General features: G+C 61.3%; 18 protein-coding genes and 2 tRNA genes. 6 read left to right on the top strand and 14 right to left on the bottom strand.

Translation table 11 applies throughout. The annotated features are described in order from the left end of the window. Positions 1 to 37: 37 nt before the first annotated feature. Positions 38 to 1702: a phosphoglucomutase (alpha-D-glucose-1,6-bisphosphate-dependent) gene (gene pgm / locus AB5Y76_RS05915; RefSeq protein WP_263717621.1), complete on the top strand. Its 1665-nt coding sequence runs from the start codon at positions 38 to 40 to the stop codon at positions 1700 to 1702. Positions 1703 to 1788: 86 nt separating this feature from the next. On the opposite strand, the gene AB5Y76_RS05910 is transcribed toward pgm, so the two are convergent. Then, positions 1789 to 2670, bottom strand: coding sequence for a DMT family transporter (locus AB5Y76_RS05910; RefSeq protein WP_263717622.1), 882 nt, complete (start codon positions 2668 to 2670; stop codon positions 1789 to 1791). Positions 2671 to 2765: 95 nt separating this feature from the next. On the opposite strand from AB5Y76_RS05910, the gene AB5Y76_RS05905 reads away from it, so the two are divergent. Further along, complete coding sequence (locus AB5Y76_RS05905; protein WP_005334289.1) at positions 2766 to 3248, top strand: MarR family winged helix-turn-helix transcriptional regulator; 483 nt, start codon at positions 2766 to 2768, stop codon at positions 3246 to 3248. Positions 3249 to 3296: 48 nt separating this feature from the next. On the opposite strand, the gene mltB is transcribed toward AB5Y76_RS05905, so the two are convergent. From mltB to AB5Y76_RS05855, 10 genes are all read right to left on the bottom strand, one after another. Further along, the gene (mltB, locus tag AB5Y76_RS05900; protein ID WP_263717624.1) at positions 3297 to 4388 is read right to left on the bottom strand and encodes a lytic murein transglycosylase B; all 1092 of its coding nucleotides are present in this window, start codon (positions 4386 to 4388) and stop codon (positions 3297 to 3299) included. A gap of 132 nt (positions 4389 to 4520) precedes the next feature. After that, positions 4521 to 5135 (bottom strand): CDP-alcohol phosphatidyltransferase family protein, encoded by a 615-nt coding sequence (locus AB5Y76_RS05895; RefSeq protein WP_106843189.1) that lies wholly within the window; start codon positions 5133 to 5135, stop codon positions 4521 to 4523. Positions 5136 to 5149: 14 nt separating this feature from the next. Then, a complete protein-coding gene (locus tag AB5Y76_RS05890; RefSeq protein ID WP_263717680.1) occupies positions 5150 to 5800 on the bottom strand; it encodes an ATP-binding cassette domain-containing protein in 651 nt (216 codons plus the stop codon). 23 nt (positions 5801 to 5823) lie between these two features. Then, entirely contained in the window at positions 5824 to 7458 is a 1635-nt protein-coding gene (locus tag AB5Y76_RS05885) for an ABC transporter permease (RefSeq protein ID WP_263717625.1), read from the bottom strand. A gap of 77 nt (positions 7459 to 7535) precedes the next feature. Continuing rightward, positions 7536 to 8732, bottom strand: a complete 1197-nt coding sequence (locus tag AB5Y76_RS05880) for an ABC transporter substrate-binding protein (protein WP_263717626.1) — start codon at positions 8730 to 8732, stop codon at positions 7536 to 7538. Between the two features lie 17 nt (positions 8733 to 8749). Beyond that, a complete protein-coding gene (locus AB5Y76_RS05875; RefSeq protein WP_263717627.1) occupies positions 8750 to 10903 on the bottom strand; it encodes an FAD-dependent oxidoreductase in 2154 nt (717 codons plus the stop codon). Further along, positions 10903 to 11484: a carboxymuconolactone decarboxylase family protein gene (locus tag AB5Y76_RS05870; protein ID WP_263717628.1), complete on the bottom strand. Its 582-nt coding sequence runs from the start codon at positions 11482 to 11484 to the stop codon at positions 10903 to 10905. The genes AB5Y76_RS05875 and AB5Y76_RS05870 overlap by 1 nt, the downstream gene beginning before the upstream one ends. Before the next feature lie 25 nt (positions 11485 to 11509). Beyond that, positions 11510 to 12184, bottom strand: coding sequence for a DUF1499 domain-containing protein (locus tag AB5Y76_RS05865; RefSeq protein ID WP_042080230.1), 675 nt, complete (start codon positions 12182 to 12184; stop codon positions 11510 to 11512). 179 nt (positions 12185 to 12363) lie between these two features. Then, complete coding sequence (locus AB5Y76_RS05860; protein WP_005334269.1) at positions 12364 to 12642, bottom strand: peptidylprolyl isomerase; 279 nt, start codon at positions 12640 to 12642, stop codon at positions 12364 to 12366. A 133-nt stretch (positions 12643 to 12775) separates the two neighbouring features. Beyond that, positions 12776 to 13150, bottom strand: a complete 375-nt coding sequence (locus AB5Y76_RS05855) for a hypothetical protein (protein ID WP_069555247.1) — start codon at positions 13148 to 13150, stop codon at positions 12776 to 12778. A 514-nt stretch (positions 13151 to 13664) separates the two neighbouring features. Here AB5Y76_RS05855 and AB5Y76_RS05850 point away from each other — a divergent pair. Together AB5Y76_RS05850 and AB5Y76_RS05845 are read left to right on the top strand one after the other, a co-directional pair. Continuing rightward, the gene (locus AB5Y76_RS05850; protein WP_263717629.1) at positions 13665 to 15440 is read left to right on the top strand and encodes an autotransporter assembly complex family protein; all 1776 of its coding nucleotides are present in this window, start codon (positions 13665 to 13667) and stop codon (positions 15438 to 15440) included. Positions 15441 to 15501: 61 nt separating this feature from the next. Next, positions 15502 to 19302 carry a translocation/assembly module TamB domain-containing protein gene (locus tag AB5Y76_RS05845; protein WP_263717630.1) on the top strand — a complete coding sequence of 1267 codons (3801 nt, stop codon included), beginning with the start codon at positions 15502 to 15504 and terminating at the stop codon, positions 19300 to 19302. Positions 19303 to 19478: 176 nt separating this feature from the next. Here AB5Y76_RS05845 and AB5Y76_RS05840 read toward each other — a convergent pair. Further along, positions 19479 to 19563, bottom strand: a tRNA-Tyr gene (locus tag AB5Y76_RS05840). A 34-nt stretch (positions 19564 to 19597) separates the two neighbouring features. Continuing rightward, positions 19598 to 19682, bottom strand: a tRNA-Tyr gene (locus AB5Y76_RS05835). A gap of 124 nt (positions 19683 to 19806) precedes the next feature. On the opposite strand from AB5Y76_RS05835, the gene AB5Y76_RS05830 reads away from it, so the two are divergent. Beyond that, positions 19807 to 20316: a VC2046/SO_2500 family protein gene (locus tag AB5Y76_RS05830; protein ID WP_263717631.1), complete on the top strand. Its 510-nt coding sequence runs from the start codon at positions 19807 to 19809 to the stop codon at positions 20314 to 20316. Positions 20317 to 20428: 112 nt separating this feature from the next. Here the strand turns inward: AB5Y76_RS05830 and raiA are convergent, their stop codons facing one another. Then, positions 20429 to 20767 carry a ribosome-associated translation inhibitor RaiA gene (gene raiA, locus AB5Y76_RS05825; protein ID WP_005334257.1) on the bottom strand — a complete coding sequence of 113 codons (339 nt, stop codon included), beginning with the start codon at positions 20765 to 20767 and terminating at the stop codon, positions 20429 to 20431. 368 nt (positions 20768 to 21135) lie between these two features. Between raiA and AB5Y76_RS05820 the strand changes: the two genes are divergently transcribed. Beyond that, on the top strand, positions 21136 to 23640 hold the full coding sequence (locus AB5Y76_RS05820; protein WP_263717632.1) for a bifunctional diguanylate cyclase/phosphodiesterase: 2505 nt from the start codon (positions 21136 to 21138) through the stop codon (positions 23638 to 23640). The last annotated feature ends 67 nt before the right edge of the window (positions 23641 to 23707 follow it).

Raw genomic sequence — 23707 nt, 5'->3', positions numbered from 1 at the left:
TTGCCCGCCAAGGCCGCCATTACGCAAGGAAAACGCCATGGCTCAGCATTCCCACGCCGGTCAGCCGGCCCGTTTAAGCGACCTGACCAACATCCCCCGTCTGGTCAGTGCCTACTACCTCAACAAGCCGGACATGAGCCGCCCCGAGCAGCGGGTGGCCTTCGGTACCTCCGGCCACCGTGGCAGCGCCCTGCACAATGCCTTTACCGAATCCCATATTCTGGCGGTGACCCAGGCGCTGGTGGAGTATCGCCAGCAGGCCGGCATCACGGGCCCGCTGTTTGTCGGCATGGATACCCACGCCCTGTCCGAATCCGCCTTTGCCAGCGCCGTCGAAGTGCTGGCGGCCAACGGCGTTGAAACCCGCATTCAGGCTGGCCTCGGCTTCACCCCGACCCCGGTCATCTCCCACGCCATCCTGCGCTACAACTCTGGCAAAGAAGGGGCCAGCAAGCCTGCAGCGCGCGCCGACGGCGTGGTGATCACTCCGTCCCACAACCCACCGGAAGATGGTGGCTTCAAGTACAACCCGCCCCACGGTGGCCCTGCCGAAGGGGAGATCACCAAGTGGGTGGAGGACCGTGCCAACGCCATTTTGGAAGCGGGTCTGGCCGGTGTGAAACGGATGCCGTTCAGCGATGCACTCAAGAGCCCGTTCGTGGTCGAGCACGACTATGTCACCCCTTACGTGGATGACCTGAAAAACGTGCTGGACATGGATGCCATCAAGAACGCGGGCATCAAGATCGGTGTCGATCCGCTGGGCGGCTCCGGTGTCGCCTACTGGGACTTCATCGCCAAGACCTATGGTCTGAACATCGAGGTGGTGAACTACAAGGTCGATCCGACCTTCTCCTTCATGACCCTGGATAAAGACGGCAAGATCCGGATGGATTGCTCCAGCCCGTTCGCCATGGCGAGCCTGATTGCCCTCAAAGACAAGTTCGACATCGCCCTTGGCAACGACCCTGACTACGATCGTCACGGTATCGTTACCAAGTCTGGCCTGATGAACCCGAACCACTATCTGGCGGTAGCGATCCAGTATCTGTTTACCCATCGCACCGGCTGGTCTGCCGATGCGGCTGTCGGCAAGACGCTGGTCTCCTCTTCCATGATCGACCGGGTTGCCGGCGAGATTGGCCGCACTCTGAAAGAGGTGCCGGTCGGCTTCAAGTGGTTCGTGGATGGCCTCTACAGCGGCGAGTTCGGTTTTGGTGGTGAGGAGAGCGCAGGCGCCTCCTTCCTGCGCAAAGATGGCACCGTCTGGACCACCGACAAGGATGGTTTCATTTTGGCGCTGCTGGCAGCGGAAATTCTGGCGGTGACTGGCAAGGATCCGCAGGCTCATTACGACGCACTGGAGGCCAAGTTTGGCCGCTCCAGCTATCGCCGTATCGACGCCCCGGCCAACAGCGCCCAGAAAGCGGTGCTCTCCAAACTGGATCCGGCGCTGGTGGAAGCCTCCACTCTGGCGGGTGAGCCCATCATCGCCAAGCTGACCAAGGCGCCGGGCAACGATGCCGCCATCGGCGGCCTCAAGGTGGTGACCGAAAACGGCTGGTTCGCGGCGCGTCCCTCCGGCACCGAGTCCATCTACAAGATCTACATGGAGAGCTTCAAGGGCGACGCGCACCTCGACCTCATCCAGCAGGAGGCCCAGCAGATTGTTTCCGCGGCACTGGCCAAGGCTGGTGTATAAGCCACCTTCAAGTCACTGACCGCTGACTAAAAAGAGGAGCCGAAATGGCTCCTCTTGTTTATGCGTGGGTTGAGGTGGTCTGGTGTTTACGCCTCGTTACAGATCCCTGTACTCGCTCGGCGGGCTTGCCAACGTTTGAAGAAGGAGCGTGCTGGCAGCTTCATCAGGAACAGGGAGAGCAGGATCACCCCGATGCCGATCCACTGGTTGACATCCAGGGTTTCACCCACCATCAATACCCCAAGCGACACAGCCATCATGGGATTGGTGAGGGCCAGCATGCCCATCACCTCTGGGCCGTGGTGCTTTAATCCCCACAACCAGGCCCAGTAGCCCAGCGCGGTATTGAGCAGGATCAACCAGAGCAATCCCGGCGCACTAGCCGGATCCGGTAACGGCATTGGGCCAGCTAGCCACCAGGCGAGCGGGATCAGCATCAAGCCCCCAAGCAGCAATTGCCAGGCGGTCAGCGCCAGCAGATCGTTTACCGGCCAGTGGCGCATCCAGCGGCTGGATTGGCCGATCAGCACGGTGGCCAGCATGGCGCATGCAACTCCGACAGGATCCAGATTGGCAGAGGGGTTGAGCAACAGTAATACCCCAGCCAACCCCATCAATCCCAGCAGTAGCCATTTCAGGCTCGGTCGTGTGCCATCTTGCAACCAGGCCAGTAGCATCAGCACCAGCGGCAGGGTGGCACCGAGTGTACCTGCTACTGCCCCCGGCAGCCGGAAGGCCGCCACAAACAGCAAAGCGAAGAAGGCGGCAATGTTGCAAAACGCCAACAGGAACTGTTTGCCCCAGGGCAGAGGCGGCATGCGCGGATGCAACAGTAACAAGAGCAGCCCAGCAGGCAGTGCCCGCCATACGGCAACCCAGTAGGGTGAGTAGTCAGTCAGGTAGAGGCTGACGACAGCATAGGTGCTGCCCCACAGCAGTGGAGCCAGCAAGGCGATCAGCATTGGCATTATTTATCTCATCATAAAGTATCTTTGAGTGAAGATAAGTTAGCGCCAAATTGATTTATCATCAAGTATCTCGAAATAAAGATAAGTAGTTGGCGATGGAATCAGATCATGTAGACCTGCTGCTGGCTCAGTGGGCCCGGCAGCGACCGGATCTCGACTGTTCTCCTATGGGGGTGCTGGGTCGGGTAGCCCGGATGGCGGCAATTGCCGGTCGTGAGGTGAGTGAAGAACTCAAGGAGTGCGGCTTGCTTGGCACGGACTTCGACATTTTGGCGACCCTGCGTCGGTCGGGTGAGCCACTGACGCCGACAGTGCTCTACCAATCGGCCATGTTGAGTTCGGGTGCCATGACGGCCCGGCTCGACAAGCTGGCCGAGCGGGGACTGATAGAGCGGCAAGCGGCGCCCAGCGATCGGCGCAGCCTGCTGGTCTGCCTCACCGAATCGGGCAAAGCGCTTATCGACCGAGCGGTTGAGCTGCACGTGGCCAACGAGCGTCGCCTGTTGGCGCCACTGACCGAGGCGGAGCAGGCTCAGTTAGCGGCACTGCTCAAACGCTGGTTGCTGGAAAACGAATAACAAAAACGGGCCAGCAGGCCCGTTTTTGTTGGCAAATCAGTACCTGACTCAGTAACCGCCTTTGGCCTCTTTCACCGCCAGACCCAACTGCCATACCGCCATGGCGTAGTGGGTGCTGTGGTTGTAGCGGGTGATGGTGTAGAAGTTGGGCAGACCGAACCAGTATTGGTAGCCGGTGCCGACATCGAGGCGTAGTAGGCTCGACTCGCTGTGGTTGCCCAGGCTACTGGTTGGCGTCAGCCCCGCACGGCGCAGGGTGGCGACCGGGTAGCGGGTCTGAAAGCCATGCTCATAGCCGGGCAGTTGGCCTTGACCGCGCACCGCCACCGGTTGGCCTTTCTCCCAGCCGTGGGCCTTGAAGTAGTTGGCGACGCTGCCGATGGCATCCACCGGATCCCACAGGTTGGTGTGGCCGTTGCCGTCAAAGTCCACCGCATAGCGCTGGAAGCTGGAGGGCATAAACTGGCCGTAGCCCATGGCGCCTGCATAGGATCCCTTGGGTTCGGTGGGATCCATCCCCTCGTCGCGGGTCATCACCAGGAAGGCTTCCAGCTCGTTCGTGAAGAACTCGGCACGGCGGGGGTAATCAAACGCCAGGGTGGCCAGCGCATCCAGAATGCGGGTCTTGCCCATCACTCGGCCCCAGCGGGTCTCCACCCCGATAATGCCGACGATGATCTCCGGTGGTACCCCGTAGATCTGCTCCGCCCGGTTCAGCTCGCTTGCGTATTCACGCCAGAAGTTGACGCCGTTCTGTACGTTGTCCGGGGTGATGAACTTGGCGCGATAGCGGTTCCAGGCGCCGGTCGGGCCGGTGGGCTTGGCGGTGGTCGGCGCCTGGGCATCCATCAGGCGGATGATCCAGTCGTAACGCTCTGCCTGTGCCAGCACCTGATGCAGCTGGGCGTTGTCAAAACCGTGCTTCTCGACCATCTTCTGGACGAACCGGTCCACGTTGGGGCGATTGGCGAAGTCCCCCTTGCTAACCCCTTGTGTATAAACGGGTTTGCTCGATGGCGCCTGATTGATAAAGGCGCTCTTGGGCTGGGGGACGACCACGGGTTTTGGCGCTGGGGCGCTGCTGCAGCCACCGAGCAGGGGGAATAACGACAGAGTGAGAAGAGAGGCAAGGCGACGCATAGGGTTCTCAAAGAGACTGATAAAAGTGTCGCAATGGTAAAACATTGTCATCCCCGTGCAAGTGTTCCGTGCGCCTTGTTTGCCGCCAACTCATCGTGCGATGGATTAGCCCTTCTGTGAGGGCTGTGCTGTTTAGGGCTGGGGGGGACGCAGGGTGTGGTAGCCGCTCCAGAGTCGGGTCAGGGTGGTGATGGCGCAGAGCAGGGCAAAGCCGTAGGCGAGCGGGGCGAAGGCGGCGGGCCACAGGCACATCAGCACAAAGAGGGCGATGGTCTCGCTCCCCTCGGTGAGGCCACCCAGATAGTAGAGGGACTTGTGGTGGTAGACCGGATTGTCGATGCCCCGCTTGCCCGCCATGATGGCAAACGCCAGAAAGCTCGAGCCGGTACCCATAAAGGCAAACAGCAGGGTGGCGGCGGGCAGTGCATTGGCCGGGGCGGCGAGGGCAAAGCCCAGCACCACGGCGGCGTAGAAAATAAAGTCGAGCGTGATGTCGAGAAAGCCGCCGCAATCGGTGATGCCGGTTTCCCGCGCCACGGCGCCATCGAGCCCGTCCAGCAGCCGGTTGAGCAGGATGGTCGCGAGTGCCCACTGATAGCTGCCAAAGGCCAGCAGCGGCAGCGCCAGCATGCCGATGGCAAAGCCGGTGAGGCTCACCTGATTGGCACTGATCCCGGCACGGCAGAGCGGTTTGGCAAGCTGGGTGAGAGGGCTGCGGATCACGGGGATCAGGTGGCGGTCAAACAAGGTGAACTCCTCGGTTAAAAACAGGATTCGGTGAGATTGAGTATGGTGCCCTGTGCATCCTCTTCGTCATGGGTCACCAGAATAGCGGGGATGGCCAGCGCCTTGATCTGCGCGAATACCAGCTCGCGAAAGGCGGCCCGCAGCGGCTTGTCGAGGCGGGAGAAGGGCTCGTCCAGCAGCAGGGCGTCGGGTTCCGCCAACAGTGCCCGCAGCAGACTGACCCGAGCCCGCTGCCCCCCTGACAGCAGCTGCGGCAGCTTGTCAGCCTGATCCGCCAGCGCGACCTGCGTTAACGCTGTCAGTGCCTTTTCCCGCCGCGCGCGTTTTCCCTTGATGGTCGCTGGCATGCCGAACATCAGGTTCTCCGCCACCGTCAGATGGTCGAACAGCAGGTCATCCTGAAACAGCATGCCGATGCGCCTCGCTTGCGCAGGTAAGGTGTTGAGTAGCCGCTCGCCGAGCCTTATCTCCCCCTCCAGCCGGATCGGGCCGCTATCTGTCTGCGCGCCCGGCAGTACCCCTGCCAGCCCCGCCAGCAGGGAGCTTTTACCGCAGCCGCTTGGCCCCATCAGGGTCAATACCTCGCCGGGGGCCACCTGCAGGGCGGGCAGCGAGAGCAGCAGACTTTCATCAAGGTAAAGTCGAAGAGGCGTGGTGCTCAGCATATGGCTGTTTCCATCATGAGAGTTCATCGTGAGCAGCTCCCCTTGAGCGCCGGATTGAGTCGCGCCGGCAGCCAGAGCGCCAGCAGGTAGATAACGAGCGGCAGCAGCAGTTGCAGCAGGCCGTAGAGCCCCGCCAGCCGCCGGTTGAGGCCGCTGCCGATGGCCACCGCTTCGGTGGTGATGGTGACTACCCTGCCTGCGCCAAAGAGCAGGGTCGGCAGATATTGGGCCAAACTCACCGCCGCCCCGACGCCGAAGGCAAACAGCAGCGGGCGCGCCAGTAGCGGCGCTTTGACCTGCCACCAGGCTCGCCATGGCGTAGCCCCCAGCAGCAGGGCGCTCTGGGTGATCCGCGGATCGAACTGGCGATAGGGGCCGTGCAGGCAGAGGTAGACATATGGAAAGACAAACAACAGCTGACTCCAGAGCACCCAGCCCCAGCCAATGCCGCTGCTTATCGAGTCATGTGCAAGCCAGTCCAGCCCGAGCCGGATACCAAACAGCAGGCTCGCTTGCGGCAGCAACAGCGGCAGGCAGATAAGCCAGAGCGGCCAGGGGCGGCTGCCGGCTTGTGCCTCCAGACTACACACCGCCATCATCAGTGCCAGCAAGCCGCTCGTCAGGGCCAGCAGCGCGCTGGTTGTCAGCAGCGGCAGCAGGGTTGGCAGCAGATCCAGCCAGTAGTGACTGCTCCACTGGCTGGGCCAGAGGGCGGGAAAGGGCCAGCGGCGCGCCAGCGACCAGATCAGCAGGGCCGCCAGCACCGCCAGATTGAGGGTGATCAGGGTTAAGGCAAAGCCCGCTGCGAGCCGGTTGGCAAAGGATTGGGGCGCAGCCCGTTTGCCATCGAGCCAGCAGCCTTTGCCCACCTCTTGATGAAGCCACTCCAGTAATCTGAGCAGGGCGATCAGCAGCGCCGTGATGGCGAGCAGCAGCAGGGCGCCGCTGGCGGTGGCGCCGCGCCAGAGCAGATCCGGGTCCTGATACCAGAGCCACAACCGCACCGCCAGCGGGGCGGGGGTGTCAGGCCCGAGCAGCTGGGCGAGATCCACCACCGCCACACCATATGCCGCCACTGCATAGATGGGTAGGCGCAGGGCGGGCCAGAGCGCAGGCAGCAGCAGGCGCCACCAGATCTGGGGGGCGCTGAAACCGAGGCTCTCCCCCAGCCACTGCTGGCGTGCCAGCTGTATGGGTTGCTGCGCGGCCATCGCCATCAGCAGCAAAAAGGGGGTCTCCTTGAAAACGAGCAGTGCAATCAGCCCGAGCCCCCAAGGGTCGCGAATGGTCTGCCAATCGGGGGGAAGATCAAACCCGGTCAGAGCTGGCGAGACGAGCCGCAGCAGCCAACCGGAGGGGGCGAGCAGAAAGGCAAAACCGATGGCAAAGGCGACGTGGGGCATGGCCAGCATGGGCGAGAGCAGGCGACGGAGCAGCCCGAAAGCCCGGCTGTCGCTGTGGGCCAACAGCAGGGCGGTCAACAGCAGGCTGCCGAGGGTTGAGGCGGCGCCAATCCACAGACTCAGCGCAGCGGAGTGCCACAGGCCTGGCTGGGCCAGCAGCAAGGCAAGATGAGAGGCGGCCATCCCCTCCGCCAGCAGTTGCCATAGCCCTGCAAGCAGAGGGATGACGAAGAGCGCCAGATAAATGACCGCCATCCCCGTACTCATACTGAGGTGGCGTGTCAACCGGCGCCATGGTCGGGAGAGGGCAAGTTGGTGACCAGCAGCACTCATCAGTGGCCGTAACGCTCGGCCCATGCCGCTTCCAGTTTGAGCTGCCAGCTGGGGTGAGGCTCGGCTACCGATTTGAAGCGCAGTGCCGGTTGCCCCTTGGCGGAGTCAGGCAGCGCATCGGCCCGCAGCACGCTGGGATCACCCCAGAAGGCCGGATTGGCTTTTCGCGCCTGCGCCGCCGGGCTCAGCAGGAAGTTGGCCACCACCTTGGCACCCGCACGGGCACTGGCGTTGAAGGGGATGGCGAGAAAATGGCTGTTGGTGAGCGCGCCTTTTTTCATGGCGACCGCCTCCACGCTGGGGGGCAGGGCGCCAATCTGGGTGGCGCTTTGCGCCTCCTGCGGATTGAAGCTGATGGCCATGGCCAGTTCGCCATCATCAAGCAGCTGGCGGGTTTCGGCGGCGCTGGTGGGGAACAGTTTGCCCTTGCGCCAGAGTGCCGGATGCAGCTCATCGAGCCAGGCCCAGAGCGGGGCGGTGAGCTTGGCAAAGTCGCTCTCGGTCGCTTCCCCATAGAGGGGGGCGGGGTTTGGCGTCAATTCCAGCAGGATCTGCTTGAGAAAGCTGGAGCCATGGAACTGGGGCGGCTTGGGATAGGTGAAGCGACCGGGATGGGCCTTGGCCCACGCCAGCAGGGCTGCAGCCGAGGTGGGCGCTCTGGCGACCTCTTCGGTGTCGACCATCAGATTAAGCTGGCCGATGCCCCAGGGGGCTTCCAGCCCTTCCACCGGCAGGGTGAAGTCCTCACTCACCGGCAGGTTGCTGTCTACCAGCGCCATGTTGGGTAGCTCGGCGGTAAAGGGTGCGCCGAGCAGCCCCTGCTCCTTGAGCGCCTTGAAGTTCTCGCCGTTGACCCAGAGCAGATCGATGGGGCCGCCCGCTTGCTTACCCGCCTGCTTGTTGGCCAGCAGCTGGCTGACGCTCTGGGCGATGTCATCCACCTTCACCTGCACCAGTTTGACCTGATAGTCGCGCGCCAGCTCCTGCCCGGCCCACACCAGATAGGCGTTGATCTCCGGGCTGCCGCCCCAGGCGTTGAAGTAGACGGTCTGCCCCTTCGCCTCCTCAAGGGTCTGTTGCCAATTATCATCAGGTCTGGCTAACAGCGGGCCGCTGGCCAGCAGTGGCAGGGCGCACAGCAGGGCGTTTAGCCGCTGTTTGAGCTGTGAGTTGAGTTGTGAGAATGGCTTGAGCATAAACGTTTCCCTGATTGTCAGGCGCCACGGCGCCAGCGGTGATAACGGGCCAGCAACGCCAGCACCCGGGTGGGCTGGTGGGCCCGTTTCCATTCACCCGCCACGTATTTGTTCCCCTCCATCAGGGTGGGATAGGCGTGAATGGTGCCGAGGATCTTGCCAAGGCCGAGGCGGTGACGCATGGCGAGCACGAACTCGGCGATCCGCTCACCGGCGTGAGTGCCCACTATGGTGGCGCCAAGGATAGTATCCTTGCCCGGCACGGTCAGCACCTCGACAAAACCGTGGCGCTCCCCATCGGCGATGGCTCTGTCCAGCTCGGCCAGCTCGAAGCGGGTCGCCTCGAAGGGAATGCCTTGCGCCTCGGCCTCCTTGCGATTGAGGCCGATCCGGGCAATCTCCGGCGTGGTGTAGGTGGCCGCCGGAATGACCCGATAGTCGGCCCGAAAGCGCTTGAACTGGCCAAACAGGGCATTGACCGCCGCATACCAGGCCTGATGGGCGGCGAAGTGGGTGAACTGGTAAGGGCCCGCTACGTCTCCCACAGCCAGTATGCTGGGGAAGTTGGTGGCAAGAAAGCCATCGACCGCTAGGGTGCCGCGGGGGGCCAGCTCGACTCCCAACGCTTCGAGCCCGAAGCCGCTCACATTGGCGACCCGACCCAGTGCCAGCAGCAGTTGATCCCCTTCCACCACTTGTGTCTCATCGCCCCGGCGCAGTTGCAGCCGGATAGGGAGAGCCCCCTCGGCTGCGGGCAGATAGTCGGCTCGTTCGGCGCGCCAGCCGGTGAGTAGCTGCACGCCATCGCGGCTCATCTGGCCGGCCAGGGCGTCGGCTACCTCCCGGTCTTCGCGGGGCAGCAGTTGCTCCGAGAGTTCCACCAAGGTCACGGGAATGCCGAGCAGGGCGAAGCTCTGGGCCAGCTCGCAGCCGATGGGGCCGCCGCCCAGCACCAGCAGGCGGCGCGGCGGGGTGCGCAGCTGCCAGAGGCTATCCGAGGTGAGGTAAGGCACCTGATCCAGCCCCGGCAGCTTGGGCACCAACGGTCGGGCGCCGGTGGCGATAACGATATGGCGGCTGGCGAGGCGCTGGCCGTTCACTTCTACCTCCCAGGGGGAGACCAGCCGCGCCTCTCCTTCGATGCACTCCACTCCAAGCCCCTGATAGCGTTCGATGGAGTCGTGTGGCTCGACCTCCTTGATCACCTCAGCCACCCGCTCCATCACGGCGGCAAAATCGGCGCGGGAGTGGCTTGGGCTAAAGCCCAGCTCGTCGGCTTTACGCTGCTCTGCGGCAAAGCGGGCGCTGCGGATCAATGCCTTGGAGGGGACGCAACCGCTATTGAGGCAATCGCCCCCCATCTTGTGTTTCTCGATGAGCGCCACCTTGGCCTTCACCGCCGCGGCGATATAGCTGGTAACCAGCCCACCTGCACCGGCACCGATCACCAGCAGGTTGTAGTCGTAGCGAGCGGGCTTGTGGTAGGGGGAGAGCAGGCGCCGCTGCGCGAGGTATGTGGTCAATTTCTTGACCAGCCAGGGCATTAGCCCGAGCAGGGTCAACGCGGCCATCAGGCCGGGGGAGAGGATATTGCCGGTGCTGGTTAACTGGCCAAGCTCGCTGCCCGCCAGCACATAGACGAAGGTGCCGGGCAGCATGCCAAGCTGGCTGACCCAGTAGTAGGTGCTGACTCTGATGGGGGTGAGCCCCATCAGCAGATTGACCAGAAAGAAGGGGAAGATGGGGATGAGGCGCAGGCTCAGCAGATAGAAGGCCCCCTCCTTCGCCATGCCGGACTGAAAGGTGGCCAGCTTGTCGCCAAAGCGGGCGGTGACCCAGTCGCGCAGCAGAAAGCGGGCGCTGAGAAAGGCGAGGGTTGCGCCTAGGGTGCTGGCGAAGGAGACCAGCAGCAGCCCCCAGCCGACGCCGAACACAGCGCTGCCACCCAGGGTGAGCAAGCTGGCGCCGGGCAGGGAGAGGGCGGTGCTCAGCACATAGATAAGCACGAACAGCAGGCTGGCCGAGACAAAGTGGCTGTCGACCCATTGCGCCACTGCCGCCTGCTGGGTCTGCAAGGCGTCCAGAGTGAGGTAACGGCCAAGATCGAGGGCAAAAAAGGTGCCGATAAGGCCCCCCATGACCAGTGCAAGCAGCAGGCGGGTCCGGTTCATCAGGCGTCCTTGCTGTCAGGCTTGGCAGGGCGTTCCGGTTGCACCGGCAGCTGGCAGAAGCCCTGCGGCGCGATATCGAGGGCGGCGTTGAACTTGGCCGACATGTTCTGGAAGGCGATAAGGCCGGTCAACTCCACCATGGCATCGTCATCGAACCAGAGCTTGAGGCGGGCCGCCTGTTCATCGCTGACCCCATCGAGGCCAGTCATCGCTTCGGTGTAGTCGAGCACTGCTTTCTCCCGCTCGTCGAACAAGGGGCTTTCGCGCCAGTTGGCCAGCGCCTCCACCTTCTCGCTGGAACCTGCTCTCTTTACCAGGGTCATGGCGTTGATGTCGACGCAAAAACGACACCAGTTGAGCTGGGAGACCCGCACCGTCACCAGCGAGCGCAGCACGGGATCGATGGGGGAGCGCTTGCGGTTGATGACGCCGTAGAGGGTGGCGACGGCGGCAAAGAGGCGCGGCGAGCGGCCCCAGCACTTGCCCGGAATAAGCACCTGACCATAGTTGCGCTTTTGCAGCCAGAAAAAGGGGCGGATAAACCAGGCATATTCCCGGTCGGGTTTGACCTCAACGCGCATCAGTTACCTTCTTGTCGTTTCACACTTACGGTTTCAAATTGGGTTTGTAGGCCTGGCCGAGTCGCTCGTTCAGGCGGGTCAGGAAATCCTCGATCCGCGCCCGGTTGGTGCCCAGATCGCTTTGCCCCTGACGGGAGGCTGATCGCATATCGATGCGGGTCTCTTTGGGGCCAGCAAAGACCCGCAGCGCCACATCATCCTGAAAGCCGAACCAGCCGGTGGTAACCACCGCATCCAGACCATCCGGGCTGGGTCGTACCTGCCAGCCCAGCTCCTGCATCAGCTCGTTGGCTTCAATCACCACTTCGGCAGGAGAGGCCCTGGTAAAGAGAGGACCGGGTTTTGCCTCAACTGCTTTCAGCGGTGCGCTATTTATTGGCAGATCCTGCGCCGTTCTGAGCTCTGCCGCCCAGCGTAGCTGGGGGGGATTGTAGGGATCTGTGCTCACATCGTTGATCAGCGGCATCCGCAGCGCCTGTGCCACAAAGGTCAGCGGTAGCAGCAGCGGCAAGGCGCCAAGGCCGCTGGCATAGCGGTTACGGCTCCAGGGCAGGCGTACCAGCAAGATCAGGGAGACAAGGGCTCCGATGAGACAGATCGCAAAACCGATCCACCAGGGCCAGAGATGAAAGCGGCTGCCGAGGGCGCCAGCGAGCGGGAGTAACCAGGCCAGCAGGGGCCACAAGCAAGAGCGGGGCATAGCACGGGATCCATCGTCGAATGTGGACAATGCCGAGAAGGATAAACTTAATTGCCTGATAACGTTAGTAAATTGATGAGAGTTTGGCGTGGTTTTGGTCAGTTTTGCGAGGGAGATGCAGAGGTCGGTGAAGCCCGCCTGACGGGAGCTTCACCGAGAAAATGGTCAATTGCGATGACTTAGTTGCGATAGAGCACTTTGATCAGATGGAAGCCGAACTTGGTGCGCACCGGCCCCAGCACCTTGAGCAGTTCGCCTTTGAATACCGCATCGTCAAAGGGCTTGACCATATCCCCCTTGTTGAACTCCCCCAGATCGCCGCTGCGTTTTGCAGAAGCGCAGGTGGAGAAGCGCTTGGCCATCTGGCCGAAGTCGGCTCCCTTCTCGATCTTTTCCTTGATCTCCAGACACTGTTTTTCGGTCTTGACCAGAATGTGCTGGGCACAGGCTTTTTTCATCGGGGCGCTCCTGGGAGTGATGGCGAAGGTTGTTAACGCCAAGGGTGGTGGCAAATCGGGGCGCAAGAGTACCCCAATTTGCCACCGGCGTCAGCCATCACAACCCGCCATTTACCGGCGTTCGTCAGCCCTGTTACTGGCGAGCGCGGGTGGCCAGCACGGCGCGGGGGCGCGCTTGCCAGATGATCTCCAGACCGAGCAGGGCGTAGAGGCTCCAGATGGCCAGCGGATTGAGCCACTCACCCCCCAGTTGCAGGGTCATCAGGGCGCAACCTGCCAGCAGCAAGGTGATGCCCGGCAGCCGCCAGTGGGCGGGCAGGGGGGCCAGCAGCGCCATCGCCAGCAGAATGCCGAGGCCAAACGGCAGGTTCAGGGCGGTAAAGGCCAGCGCCTGCTGGCCACTCATGCCGGTCAGCAGGGCCAGCAGGGCGCTGCAACAGGCGAGGAAGGTGATGAACTCGAGACGATCGGCAATATAGTCAGCCATCTGTTCGCTACGTGCATGCATGATGTGTCTCCTTCAGTTGATGGTTCAAGTGTGAGGGAGGGGCGCTTGCAAAGGCAGCGGGATAATTCGATTGCGCTGAACGAACAATTCTTAATCACCCGCTACGGCGGGCTTTAGGGTGTGCCGGGACTGTTAAACGGTGATGGTGGGGTGATGCCGACAAACTCTGTCGTGGTGGGTTTCTGGTGGTAATGAGAGGGGGAGAGGCGACAAATGGTGCCTGACGACGAAGTGGACCTTGTTCAGGGCAGGTCAATTCGCCCTCATCGGGAAAGCGGGCGGCGTCATTGTCACCAAAATGTGTGATTTGTGGTCAACCTCTTAAAAGATATGGTGAATTTGCCAATGGCGCCGCGCTGTCGCTGGCCGATGCCTATGTTAGGATAAGGTTCGCCATTTTTCTGGCGCGCATTTTTGTGTCACGGCCATGCACGGCATGGCGTGCTGCGCCGCATTCGGGGTTGGCCCGAAAGGGCGCTGGTTTCCTTCACCACAGATTCAGGAATATTGACCTTTGACAGGATGCATTTCATCCCTGCTGGCAGGGCGTTCACTGTCCGGCTCTGCGTTTCGCCGCGGCCTGCGGGTACTGGGGGTGGGCCTGTTGCTGTCGCTGCTGGCTTCGCCCGCGTTTGCCGCCAAGCTCACCTATCAGGTCAAGGGGTTGAAAGGGGAGAACAAGGATAACGTCGAAGCCTACCTCAATGCCCTGCCAGTCTATCAGGAGCGGCAATACCGCCCGGCCCGCGCCAAAATCACCGAGAGCGTGCAAAAGGCGCTGCAGGTTTATGGCTACTACCAGCCGAAAATCACTCTGAGTCGCGACAAGAAAACCCCGTCCAAAGTGGTGATTGAGGTGGACAAGGGGGAGCCGGTCATCGTCTCCCGCCTCGATATTCTGCTGGAGGGGGATGCGGACAGCGACGAGCTTTACAGCGCCCTACTGGACAAGTTGCCCCTCAAAGAGGGGGAGCCCCTCAATCACGCCAAATATGAATCCATCAAGGCCGATCTCGGCAGCCTTGGACTGGCCCGCGGTTACTTTGATGCCAAGCTGAGCAAGAGTCAGGTCAAGGTGTTCCCGGACAAGGGGACGGCGGAGATCTTTATTCTGTTCGAATCGGGCCATCGCTACCGTTTTGGCGAGATCCGCTACGATGCCACTCCCGAAGCGCTTCACCTTATTCGCCCGCTTATCAACATCAAGAGCGGCGACCCCTATCTCGCCATCCGTCTGGCCGAGATGTCGCAGGATGTCTCCTCCACCAAGCTGTTCCGTCAGGTCGATATCAAGCCGGTATTGAGCGAGGCGAGCAACTATCGGGTGCCCATTGCGGTGACGCTGGATAACCGGGTCGATCACGAAATCGAGGCAGGTATCGGTTACGCCACCGACGTGGGGCCGCGGATGAGTGCCACCTGGGAGAAGCCTTGGGTCAACCGCTATGGTCACCGCCTCTTTGCCACCGCCAAGGTGTCGGGGCCGGAGGCAGAGCTCAGCTTCGACTACCAGATCCCGGTGGGCAACCCGCTGCGGGACTACTACTCCATCCAGACCGGCTACCAGTACAAGGACAACAACGATACCCGCTCCGATCTCACTACCATCGGTGTGCACCGCTGGACGCGACGGCCGGAGAGCTGGGATCGGGACGTCTTTATCCGGCTGGAGAACGAGATCTATACCCAGGGTGCCGACGAGGGGAACAGCTTGCTGCTGATCCCCGGGGTCTCCTGGTCCCGACTGCGGGTGCGCGGCACCCTGGTGCCCGATTGGGGGGATCGCCAGCAGCTGACGCTGGAGTTCTCCGACCCCAGATGGGGTTCCGACATCAGCTTTATGCGGGTGTGGGGGCGCAGCAAGTGGTTGCGAACTCTTGGCGATAACCACAGATTCCTGATGCGGGCCGAGCAGGGGGCCATCATAGGTGACAGCTTCTCGCTGGTGCCGCCGTCCTTGCGTTTCTTTACCGGTGGCGATCAGACGGTGCGCGGTTTTGGTTACGAGAGCATTTCCCCCACCGGGCCGGATGGCAAGCTGACTGGTGGCCGCTACACCAGCGTGGCCAGTCTGGAATACAACTACCGCTTCAGCGAGAAGTGGCTGGGGGCCATGTTTGTGGATGGCGGCACCTCCACCACCGATTACAGCGAGCCCTGGAAAATAGGTACCGGCGTCGGTGTGCGCTGGGTCACCCCCATCGGCCAGGTCAGGCTGGATCTGGCGGTCGGGGTATCGGAGGAGGACAAGCCCTTGCGGCTGCATTTCGCATTGGGGCCTGAATTATGATCTTGTCTAAACGCTTTTTTCTTTGGCCGCTGCGGCTGTATCTTTCGCGGGGGTCTGCATTGTGATCTGGCTAAAACGTATTTTTCTCTGGCTGATGGGGCTGGTGTTCCTGCTGCTCATCGGCGTCAGCCTGCTGGGCTTCACCCATCAGGGCAACAAGTGGTTGTGGCAACAGGCCAAGGGAGCGCTTCCTTCTCTTAAGGGGGAGCTGGTGGCGGGTCAGCTTGGCTATGGCTGGACCCTGGAAGGGGTGGGCTGGCAGGATGAGCTGGTGGATGTCACGGTGGATCGCGCCGTGCTCGACTGGGATCTCGGCAAGTTGCTGCAGGGCAAACTCTGGATCAAATCGCTTGAAGTGACTCATCCGGTGGTGAAGGTGGCCGACTCGGAGCCTGCACCGGAAGAGCCTTCAGAACCCTTTGTCTGGCGCCCGCTGCCACTCAAAATTCAGGTCGACAGCCTCAAGGTGGCCGATCTCGATCTGGCGGTGCCCGGTGTGGCTGTGACGCTGGGGTCCCTCGATATCGGCGCCACCCTCAATCGCAAGGGGCTGATTGTGCGCGGCCCGGTGCTCGATAACCTGAAGGTGACGCTGGATGATGCGGCACCCGCCAGCGCAGCCAAATCTGCCAAGCAGCCGGCCGCTAACGAGAAGCAAGCCGGTGCTGCGGTGGCGCGCAACGACAAGGCCAGCGCCAAGACCGTCAAACAGGGCAAAGGGACGCCAGCTGCGAACACGGCAAAGGCTGCCCCCATTCTCCTGCCCGCCATTCATCTTCCTTTCCCCATCCAGCTGGAAGGGGTCAGCGCGACCCGGGTGCAATATAAGCAGGGCGAGCTGATTGAAGGGCTCGACAGGCTGCTGCTGTCGGCCACTGCTGCCGACGATCGCATCGAGGTGCGCGAGTTCTCGCTACGCCACGCCATGGCCGATCTGGCGCTCAAGGGCCATATCCAGCTCAGTGACGACTACCCGCTGGCGGTGACGCTGGATGCCAAGGCCCGCAAGGGACTGCTGGATGGCGAGTTGCAAGGGGAGCAGGCCACGCTGGCGCTGAACGGTTCGGTTGGCAAGCTGGGGTTGGCGTTGTCGGCCAAGGGGCCGGTTGCCGCCAATCTCAAGGGCTCGCTGGCCGCCCTCGACCCAGATCTGCCCTTTGATCTGGCCCTCGACTGGAAGAGCCTCGGTTGGCCTCTTCACAAGCCAGCCAAAGATGAGCCGAGCTATCGGCTGGACAAAGGGAGCCTGACTGCCAAGGGCAAGCTCTCCGGCTACCAGTTTGCCCTCAATACCTCCGGCAAGGGGACCGATGTCCCCCCCTTCAAGCTTGCGCTGGACGGCAAGGGGGATCTGGAGCGGCTCAGCAAGATCGCCTTGCAGCTCAACGCCCTCAAGGGGGAGTTGAAGCTCGATGGCAAGCTCGCCTGGAACAAGGGGATCGAGTGGCAGGGAACCACCCTGTTCAAGGGGATCAATCCGGCCGAGCTGCTGCCCGAGCTTAAAGGGACGCTGGCCGGTGAGCTGGAGAGCCGTTTCGTGATGAACGAAGCGGGCCACTGGGAGCTGAAACTGCCCAAGCTCAAGGTGGATGGCAAACTCAACCAGTACCCGCTGGCCCTCAAGGGGGAGCTCAGCGGTAACGACAAGATGGAGTGGCAGATCCCGGCGATCTCGTTGCAAAGTGGCCCCAACCAGTTGCAGGCCAAGGGCAGCATCAGCACTGCCCAATGGAAGCTCGATGCCAACCTGCAGGCTCCCCAGCTGGGGGGTATCTATCCCGGCCTGAAAGGGGATATCAAGGGACAGGTGAAGGTCAGTGGCAATCAGCAGACGCCAAAAATCGATGCGGATCTGGCCTCCGACCGGCTCTACTATGCCGGCACCGACCTGAAGGGTATTAGCCTCAAGGGCAATGCGGTGATCGGCGCCAAACCGGCCGGTGAGCTCGCGTTATTGGTGGCGCAGCTGAAACAGGGCGAAACCAAGCTCAGCCAGCTGGCCCTGAACCTCAGCGGCGATATCAGTCAGCATCTGTTGACCCTGACCATGAAGGGGGACTCTGTTGCGGCCAACCTCAAGCTGGGTGGCGGCGTGCGCGGGGATCACTGGCGCGGGGCGCTCTCCGAGTTGCAGCTGAAAACCCCGCTGCGCCGTTGGGACTTGAGCTCCCCCTGGGCACTGGATCTCGATCTGCCGCGTCAGCGGCTGGCGATGGGGGATCTCTGCCTCGGCTCCCAGGGGGCCAGCCTCTGCGTCAAGGGGAGTCAGGTTTCCGCTGCCCAGGGGACTCTGGAGTTTGCCCTGAGCGAGTTTGATCTCAAGCGGCTGCGCCCCTGGTTGCCGGACAACTTCCGCTGGCAGGCGATGCTCTCGGCCGATGGCCGCGCCAGTTGGCGTGGCAATCAGCCGACCCTGCATGCGGTGGTGCGCACCACGCCGGGCACTTTTGTGGCAGATGGTCTCAAGACTGATTATCAGCAGCTGGCCCTGGCCCTGGATTTCGAGCGGCAGCAGGCGGCCATTCGCCTCGATTTTGCCTCCAAACAGATCGGCAATATCGATACCGACCTGCTGATCAAGGAGCCCGCCGGTCGCGGTCTGCTCGGTGGTCAGCTCAAGTTTGACGATCTCAAGCTCAATACCTTTGCGCCGCTCATCCCTGAGGTGCGCTCCCTGCAAGGGATCATCTCCGCCGATGCCCGTTTCGACGGCACCCTGGCGGCGCCCCTGCTGTTTGGCCAGCTCAACCTGCGTGACGGTGAAGTGCAGACCCACTCCGATATGGTGACCCTGACCAAGCTGGTGACCCGCCTCAAGATTGAAGGCAACCGCGCCGAGCTCGATGGCTCCATGCTGGTGGGCAAGGGGCCGCTGGCGTTGGGCGGCTGGCTCAGCTGGGCCAAGATGCCGGTCAGCGGCAGCCTCACCATTCAGGGTAAGGATCTGGAGGCACAATATCCGGGCATGGGCCGGGTCAGAGTCTCGCCCGATATCGCGGTGTCGCTGGGGGAGGAGACCCGGATTACCGGTCAGGTGGATATTCCCTGGGCGCGCATTCTGGTCAAGAGTCTGCCGGATTCGGCGGTGGCGGTCTCCGACGATGTGACTGTGGTCTATGACGATCTGCCCCCTGCTCCCAAGCAGGCAAGTCTGCCGCTGGCGATGAAGGTGGCGATCCGCCTTGGCAACGATGTGAAACTTGATGCCATGGGACTGAAGACCGATGTCTCCGGCGGTCTCAATATCCGTCAGGATCCCGAGAAACCGCTGGCAGGCAACGGCCAGCTGGTGCTCACCAACGGCCGCTTCAAGGCTTACGGTCAGAACCTCATCATCAAGGAGGGGCGTATCCTCTTCTCCGGTCCGCTGGATCGGCCGTTTCTCAACATCGAGGCCAACCGGGATCCCGATACCATCGAGGGTCAGGTGACGGTCGGGGTGCGGGTGACCGGCCCCGCCAGCAAGCCGGAGATCACGGTCTACTCCGAGCCGCAGATGGCGCAGTCGGAACAGCTCTCCTATCTGCTGCGCGGCAAAGGGCTGCAAACCAACGGAGAAGATGGCGGTTTCAACGGTCTGCTGGTGGCCGGTGCGGTCAATCAGGCCAATGGCGTGGTGTCGAGCATCGGCGAGTCGCTGGGGATGAGCGATGTCTCCCTCGATACCGCGGGCAGTGGTGACAACACCCAGGTGACTCTGTCGGCCTATCTGCTGCCGGGCTTGCAGTTCCAGTACGGGGTCGGGGTTTTCAGCCCCATCGCCGAATTCAAGCTGCGCTACGAGGTATTGCCACGGCTCTATCTGCAGGCGATGAGCGGGGTGGCTCAGGCGGTCGATATCTTCTATCGCTTTACTCTGTAACGCGACACCGAATGACAATGCAGAGATGAGAGTAAAACGGGAGGCGCAGGCCTCCCGTTTTTTATTGCGCAATCGGCTGCAGGCACTGGCGATAAGGGACTGGAGGGCAGAGGGAGAATGGATTGCTGCGGGCCATAAATGCGAAAACCCGGCACCAGGCCGGGTTTTCTGAATGATGGTGGAGGGAGAAGGATTCGAACCTTCGAAGGCAGAGCCGTCAGATTTACAGTCTGATCCCTTTGGCCGCTCGGGAACCCCTCCACGGGGTATTGTTTTCAAATTGTCGCACTTGAAATGGTGGAGGGAGAAGGATTCGAACCTTCGAAGGCAGAGCCGTCAGATTTACAGTCTGATCCCTTTGGCCGCTCGGGAACCCCTCCACAAGTGCGAGGCGCATACTAACAGATCTTCCGGTTTTGTGAACCCCCAAGCAGGATTTTTCCATTAAAAGAATTGGATTTGTGGCCGATAACCAGTGAAATCGCCATTTTCGAGAGTTATCTCATGCTGCCCAGTTCAATCCGTAATCACCTGCTCGTTGATGAGGGTCAGTTGGGGCAGCGCCTCAACCGTGACCTGCAGCATGGGGATCGGGCGGATTTCCGGTTGCATCTGGCCCTGCTGACCGACGCGGTGGAGGAACAGCCCTGGTTTGATGCCAAACCGGCGGCCACTCTCCAGAGCCGTGACTGGCGTCTGCACTTTGCGCTGAGACCGGCAGAGGTACTGGTGGCTGAAGGGGCGGGGAGTGACTGCAGTGCCATCAATGAGCGGCTGCAACAGGGGGGAAGCATGGTGGATGTGCGGCTCTGGCTGGCGCTGCAAATGCCGCCGCTGGCGGTCAAACAGCCGCTGCTGGATGAGGCTGTCTACGACAACCTGTCGCCGCTGGCGCGGGAGCGGTTGCAAGGAAAGCTGGCCGATATGCCACGCCAGGAGGATCCGCTGGTATTGCTGCCGATCCTCGATCGTTTGCAACAGGGAGTGGATACCCGGTTGCACTGGCTCAGTTGATGGCGCCTGTTCACTGACGTAATGCTGTGCTTGTGGGGTAAATCACAGGCAACAAAAAGGCGGGTGACCCCGCCTTTATGCTCTTTGGAATTTTTAGCCTTGCGGCATGCAATCAAGCGTCAGCTTCATCTGGTTGCGGCTGCTCTTTGAGCGCTGCGTTGGCACGACGGGCAATCGGCTTTTCGGTGTGACGGTTGAGTTGGCGCTCCAGTTTTTGCCCCAGTTCGTTGATGGCGGCGTAGAGATCCTCATGCTCTGCCTGGGCAAACAGTTTGCCGTTGGGGATGCCAGCACTGGCTTCGACAGTGAACATCAGACGCTCTTTGGAAACAATCACATGGGGTGTGATGAGAGGCACCTGAAGACGTTCGAGCTTTTCAAAACGGGATTCGATGCGCTCGCGGATAGCCGGGGTGATGTCGATGATTTTGCTGGTAATTTCGATTTTCATATTGGCCCCCTTCGGGTCGTCTTGCTTGTGTCTTCACCTTCAGATTACTCATTGGTAAAGATTGAAATGTGATCTATGTCACATAACCTTCCCTTGGCTATTCAGCAAATTATAAATTGTGATCTTTTCCGGTTTCGTGCCAAAAACAGCTTGAGCTCCATGAAACTGGCAGGCAGTATGACGGGAATAGGATCGTTTCTGTCCCTTCTTGGCAGCACTTCGTGTCGACCTCATGTCCGGTTTCCACTGCTTGATATCGCATGTTTGTACTCTTCCCTCGCAACCTCTGATCTGATGAGCGGATGCAGGGGGCGTTGCTATGCCTGATTGGACATCAAACGTGGTTGGTTGTTGTGTTGGAGTGGTAAATGAAGCAGCAGGCCACGCAAGTCATGTGGTTTTTCGATCGGCAACATGATCAGTGGAGTCTCTCTGATCAGGGGGCCTACCAGCAGTGGCAAGGGGAGGGCAATCATCCCTGGGCCGCTCGCCTGTTACCGGAAGATGAGGCAGGCTTTGCCGACTTTCTCGTCCGGCTTCATGAATCACATCTGCCTGAACAGTTCATCGGTCATCTGAAAGATGATCGGGGGCAGCTCAACCATGTGCTCTGGAGCGGCCAGTTTGTGCCTACCCAGCAGATCTGCTGTGGATGGCTGGCCCCTCTTGATACCGCCAACAGTGCGGTCTCCTCCCTCAATCTCTCTTTGCCATTGCTGCAAACCACCCTGCTCACCCAGTTGGCGCAGGCGCTCTCTGCCCGCACCGGGCTCGATTTCTTCAATACCCTGGTCAGCCAGCTGGCTCATATTCTCAAGGTGGATGCGGTCTGGGTGGGTGAGTTGTGCGGTGCCGACCGGGTCAAAGTGCTGGCCGCCGACGGGCTGGCGCAGAAGGACTATCAGCTGGCGGGCTCCCCCTGTCAGGAGCTCTATAAGCAGGGGGCCATCTGTTTCGAGGTGATCGACGAGTCGCAGGAGTATCAACCCTGGCTGGCGGCCGGGCAGACTTATTATGGTCAGCCGCTGTTTGATGCCAGAGGCCAACTTCTGGGCCATCTGGCGCTGCTCTATTCGGCCCCGGCAGATACCAGCAATCTCACCTCGGTGCTCAATACCTTCTCGGTACGGATGGTGGCCGAGCTGGAGCGTCTGCAATCCGATGCCCAGATGCGGCTCTCTGCCGTTGCATTCGAGACCCACGAAGGGATCATCATCACGGATCCGGGGTTCAAGATCCTGCGGGTCAACAACGCCTTCAGCCAGATCACCGGCTTTGACAGCCAGTCGGTGCTGGGCCTGCATCTGGAAGAGGATCTCTGGCCCAATCTGGGGGGGCTCGGCTACGAGCTCAATACCCTCAGCCGCTGGCAGGGGGAGACCCAGCGTCGCCATGTCGATGGTCACACCTATCCCCAGTGGGAGATAGTGACACCGGTGCAGGATGAAAAAGGGGTGATCAGCCACTTTGTCATCTGCTTCGAGGATATCTCCGAGCGCAAGGCTGCCGAGCGACGCATTCAGGATCTCGCCTATTACGACGAGCTGACCGGATTGCCCAATCGCCGTCAGCTCCACGAGACCCTGGTGCAGACCTTCAACGAGGCGACCCGCGACGGTTTGATTGGCGCGCTGCTCTTTATCGATCTCGATCACTTCAAGACCATCAACGACTCCCTCGGCCACGCTACCGGTGACTGGCTGCTCAAGGAGGTCGCCGCCCGTCTCAAACGGTTGGTTCGGCAAGGAGATTGCCTGGCCCGCCTCGGCGGTGACGAGTTTGTGTTGCTGCTGCCATCGCTCTCGGCCAGCCCGCCCCAGGCGGAGATGCAGGCCGATATCATTGCCGAACGGCTTATCACCGAGATTGCCGCTCCTTATACCTATGTGGGGCAGGTGCTGCACATCGGCGCCAGTGTCGGCATTACCCTGTTTCCGGATCGGGAGCAGGGGGTCGATGATCTGCTCAAGCAGGCAGACACCGCCATGTATCAGGCCAAGTCCGCTGGTCGCAAGACCCGTCGCTTCTTCGATGCCTCGATGCAGCAGCAGGCGGATCGCCGTCTGCTCATTCACAACGAATTGCGTAACGCCCTCAGCCAGCAAGAGCTGACCCTCTACTATCAGCCTCAGCATATGGTCGATGGCGGCGATATCATTGGTGTCGAGGCGCTCATTCGCTGGCAGCCGGCCGGTCGCTCGCTGGTCTCGCCGGCAGAATTTATCCCCATCGCCGAGGAGACCGATCTGATTGTCGATATCGGCAACTGGGTGCTGCACGAGGCGTGCGCCCAGTATGTGCTGTGGGAGGAGAACGGCATCCACATTCCGCAGATCTCGGTCAACGTCAGTGCCAAGCAGTTCCATGCCACCGATTTTGTCGAGCGGATCCACGATGTGTTGGCGCAAACCGGCATGGATCCGGCCTGCCTCAATCTGGAGATCACCGAATCCGTGGTGCTGGGTCATGCCGAGGACACCATCAGCAAGATGACCGAGCTCAAGGAGCTCGGCATCAGCTTTGCCATCGACGATTTTGGCGCCGGTTACTCCTCCCTGAGCTACCTCAAGCGGCTGCCTGCCGATGAGCTCAAGATCGACCGCTCCTTCATTCAGGACATCCCGAAAGATGGCGACAACATGGCCATCGTCGAGGCGGTGATCGCCATGGCCCGCCATATGGGCTTTAACGTCACGGCGGAAGGGGTGGAGTCCCGTCAGCAACTGGAGTTTCTCAAGGCGCAGGGGTGCAGTTTCTATCAGGGCTATCTCGCTTCCAAGCCGCTGCCGGTGCCCTATCTGGAGAAATATGTACAGCGGTTGACCAGACCGGAGCAACTGCGCGAAATGCAGCTGAGCGAGGCAGAAAAATAGTCCCTGCTCCCCGCTGTAGCGCTGCCCGGCAACGGGTAGAATGAGAGGCAGTAGACCCACCGCCACC

The sequence above is a fragment of the Aeromonas sp. R1-2 genome, from assembly GCF_040908505.1.
Lineage (GTDB): Bacteria > Pseudomonadota > Gammaproteobacteria > Enterobacterales > Aeromonadaceae > Aeromonas > Aeromonas veronii.
The sequence above is the reverse complement of the archived record's forward strand: the minus strand, read 5'-3'. Positions and strand labels throughout refer to the sequence as shown.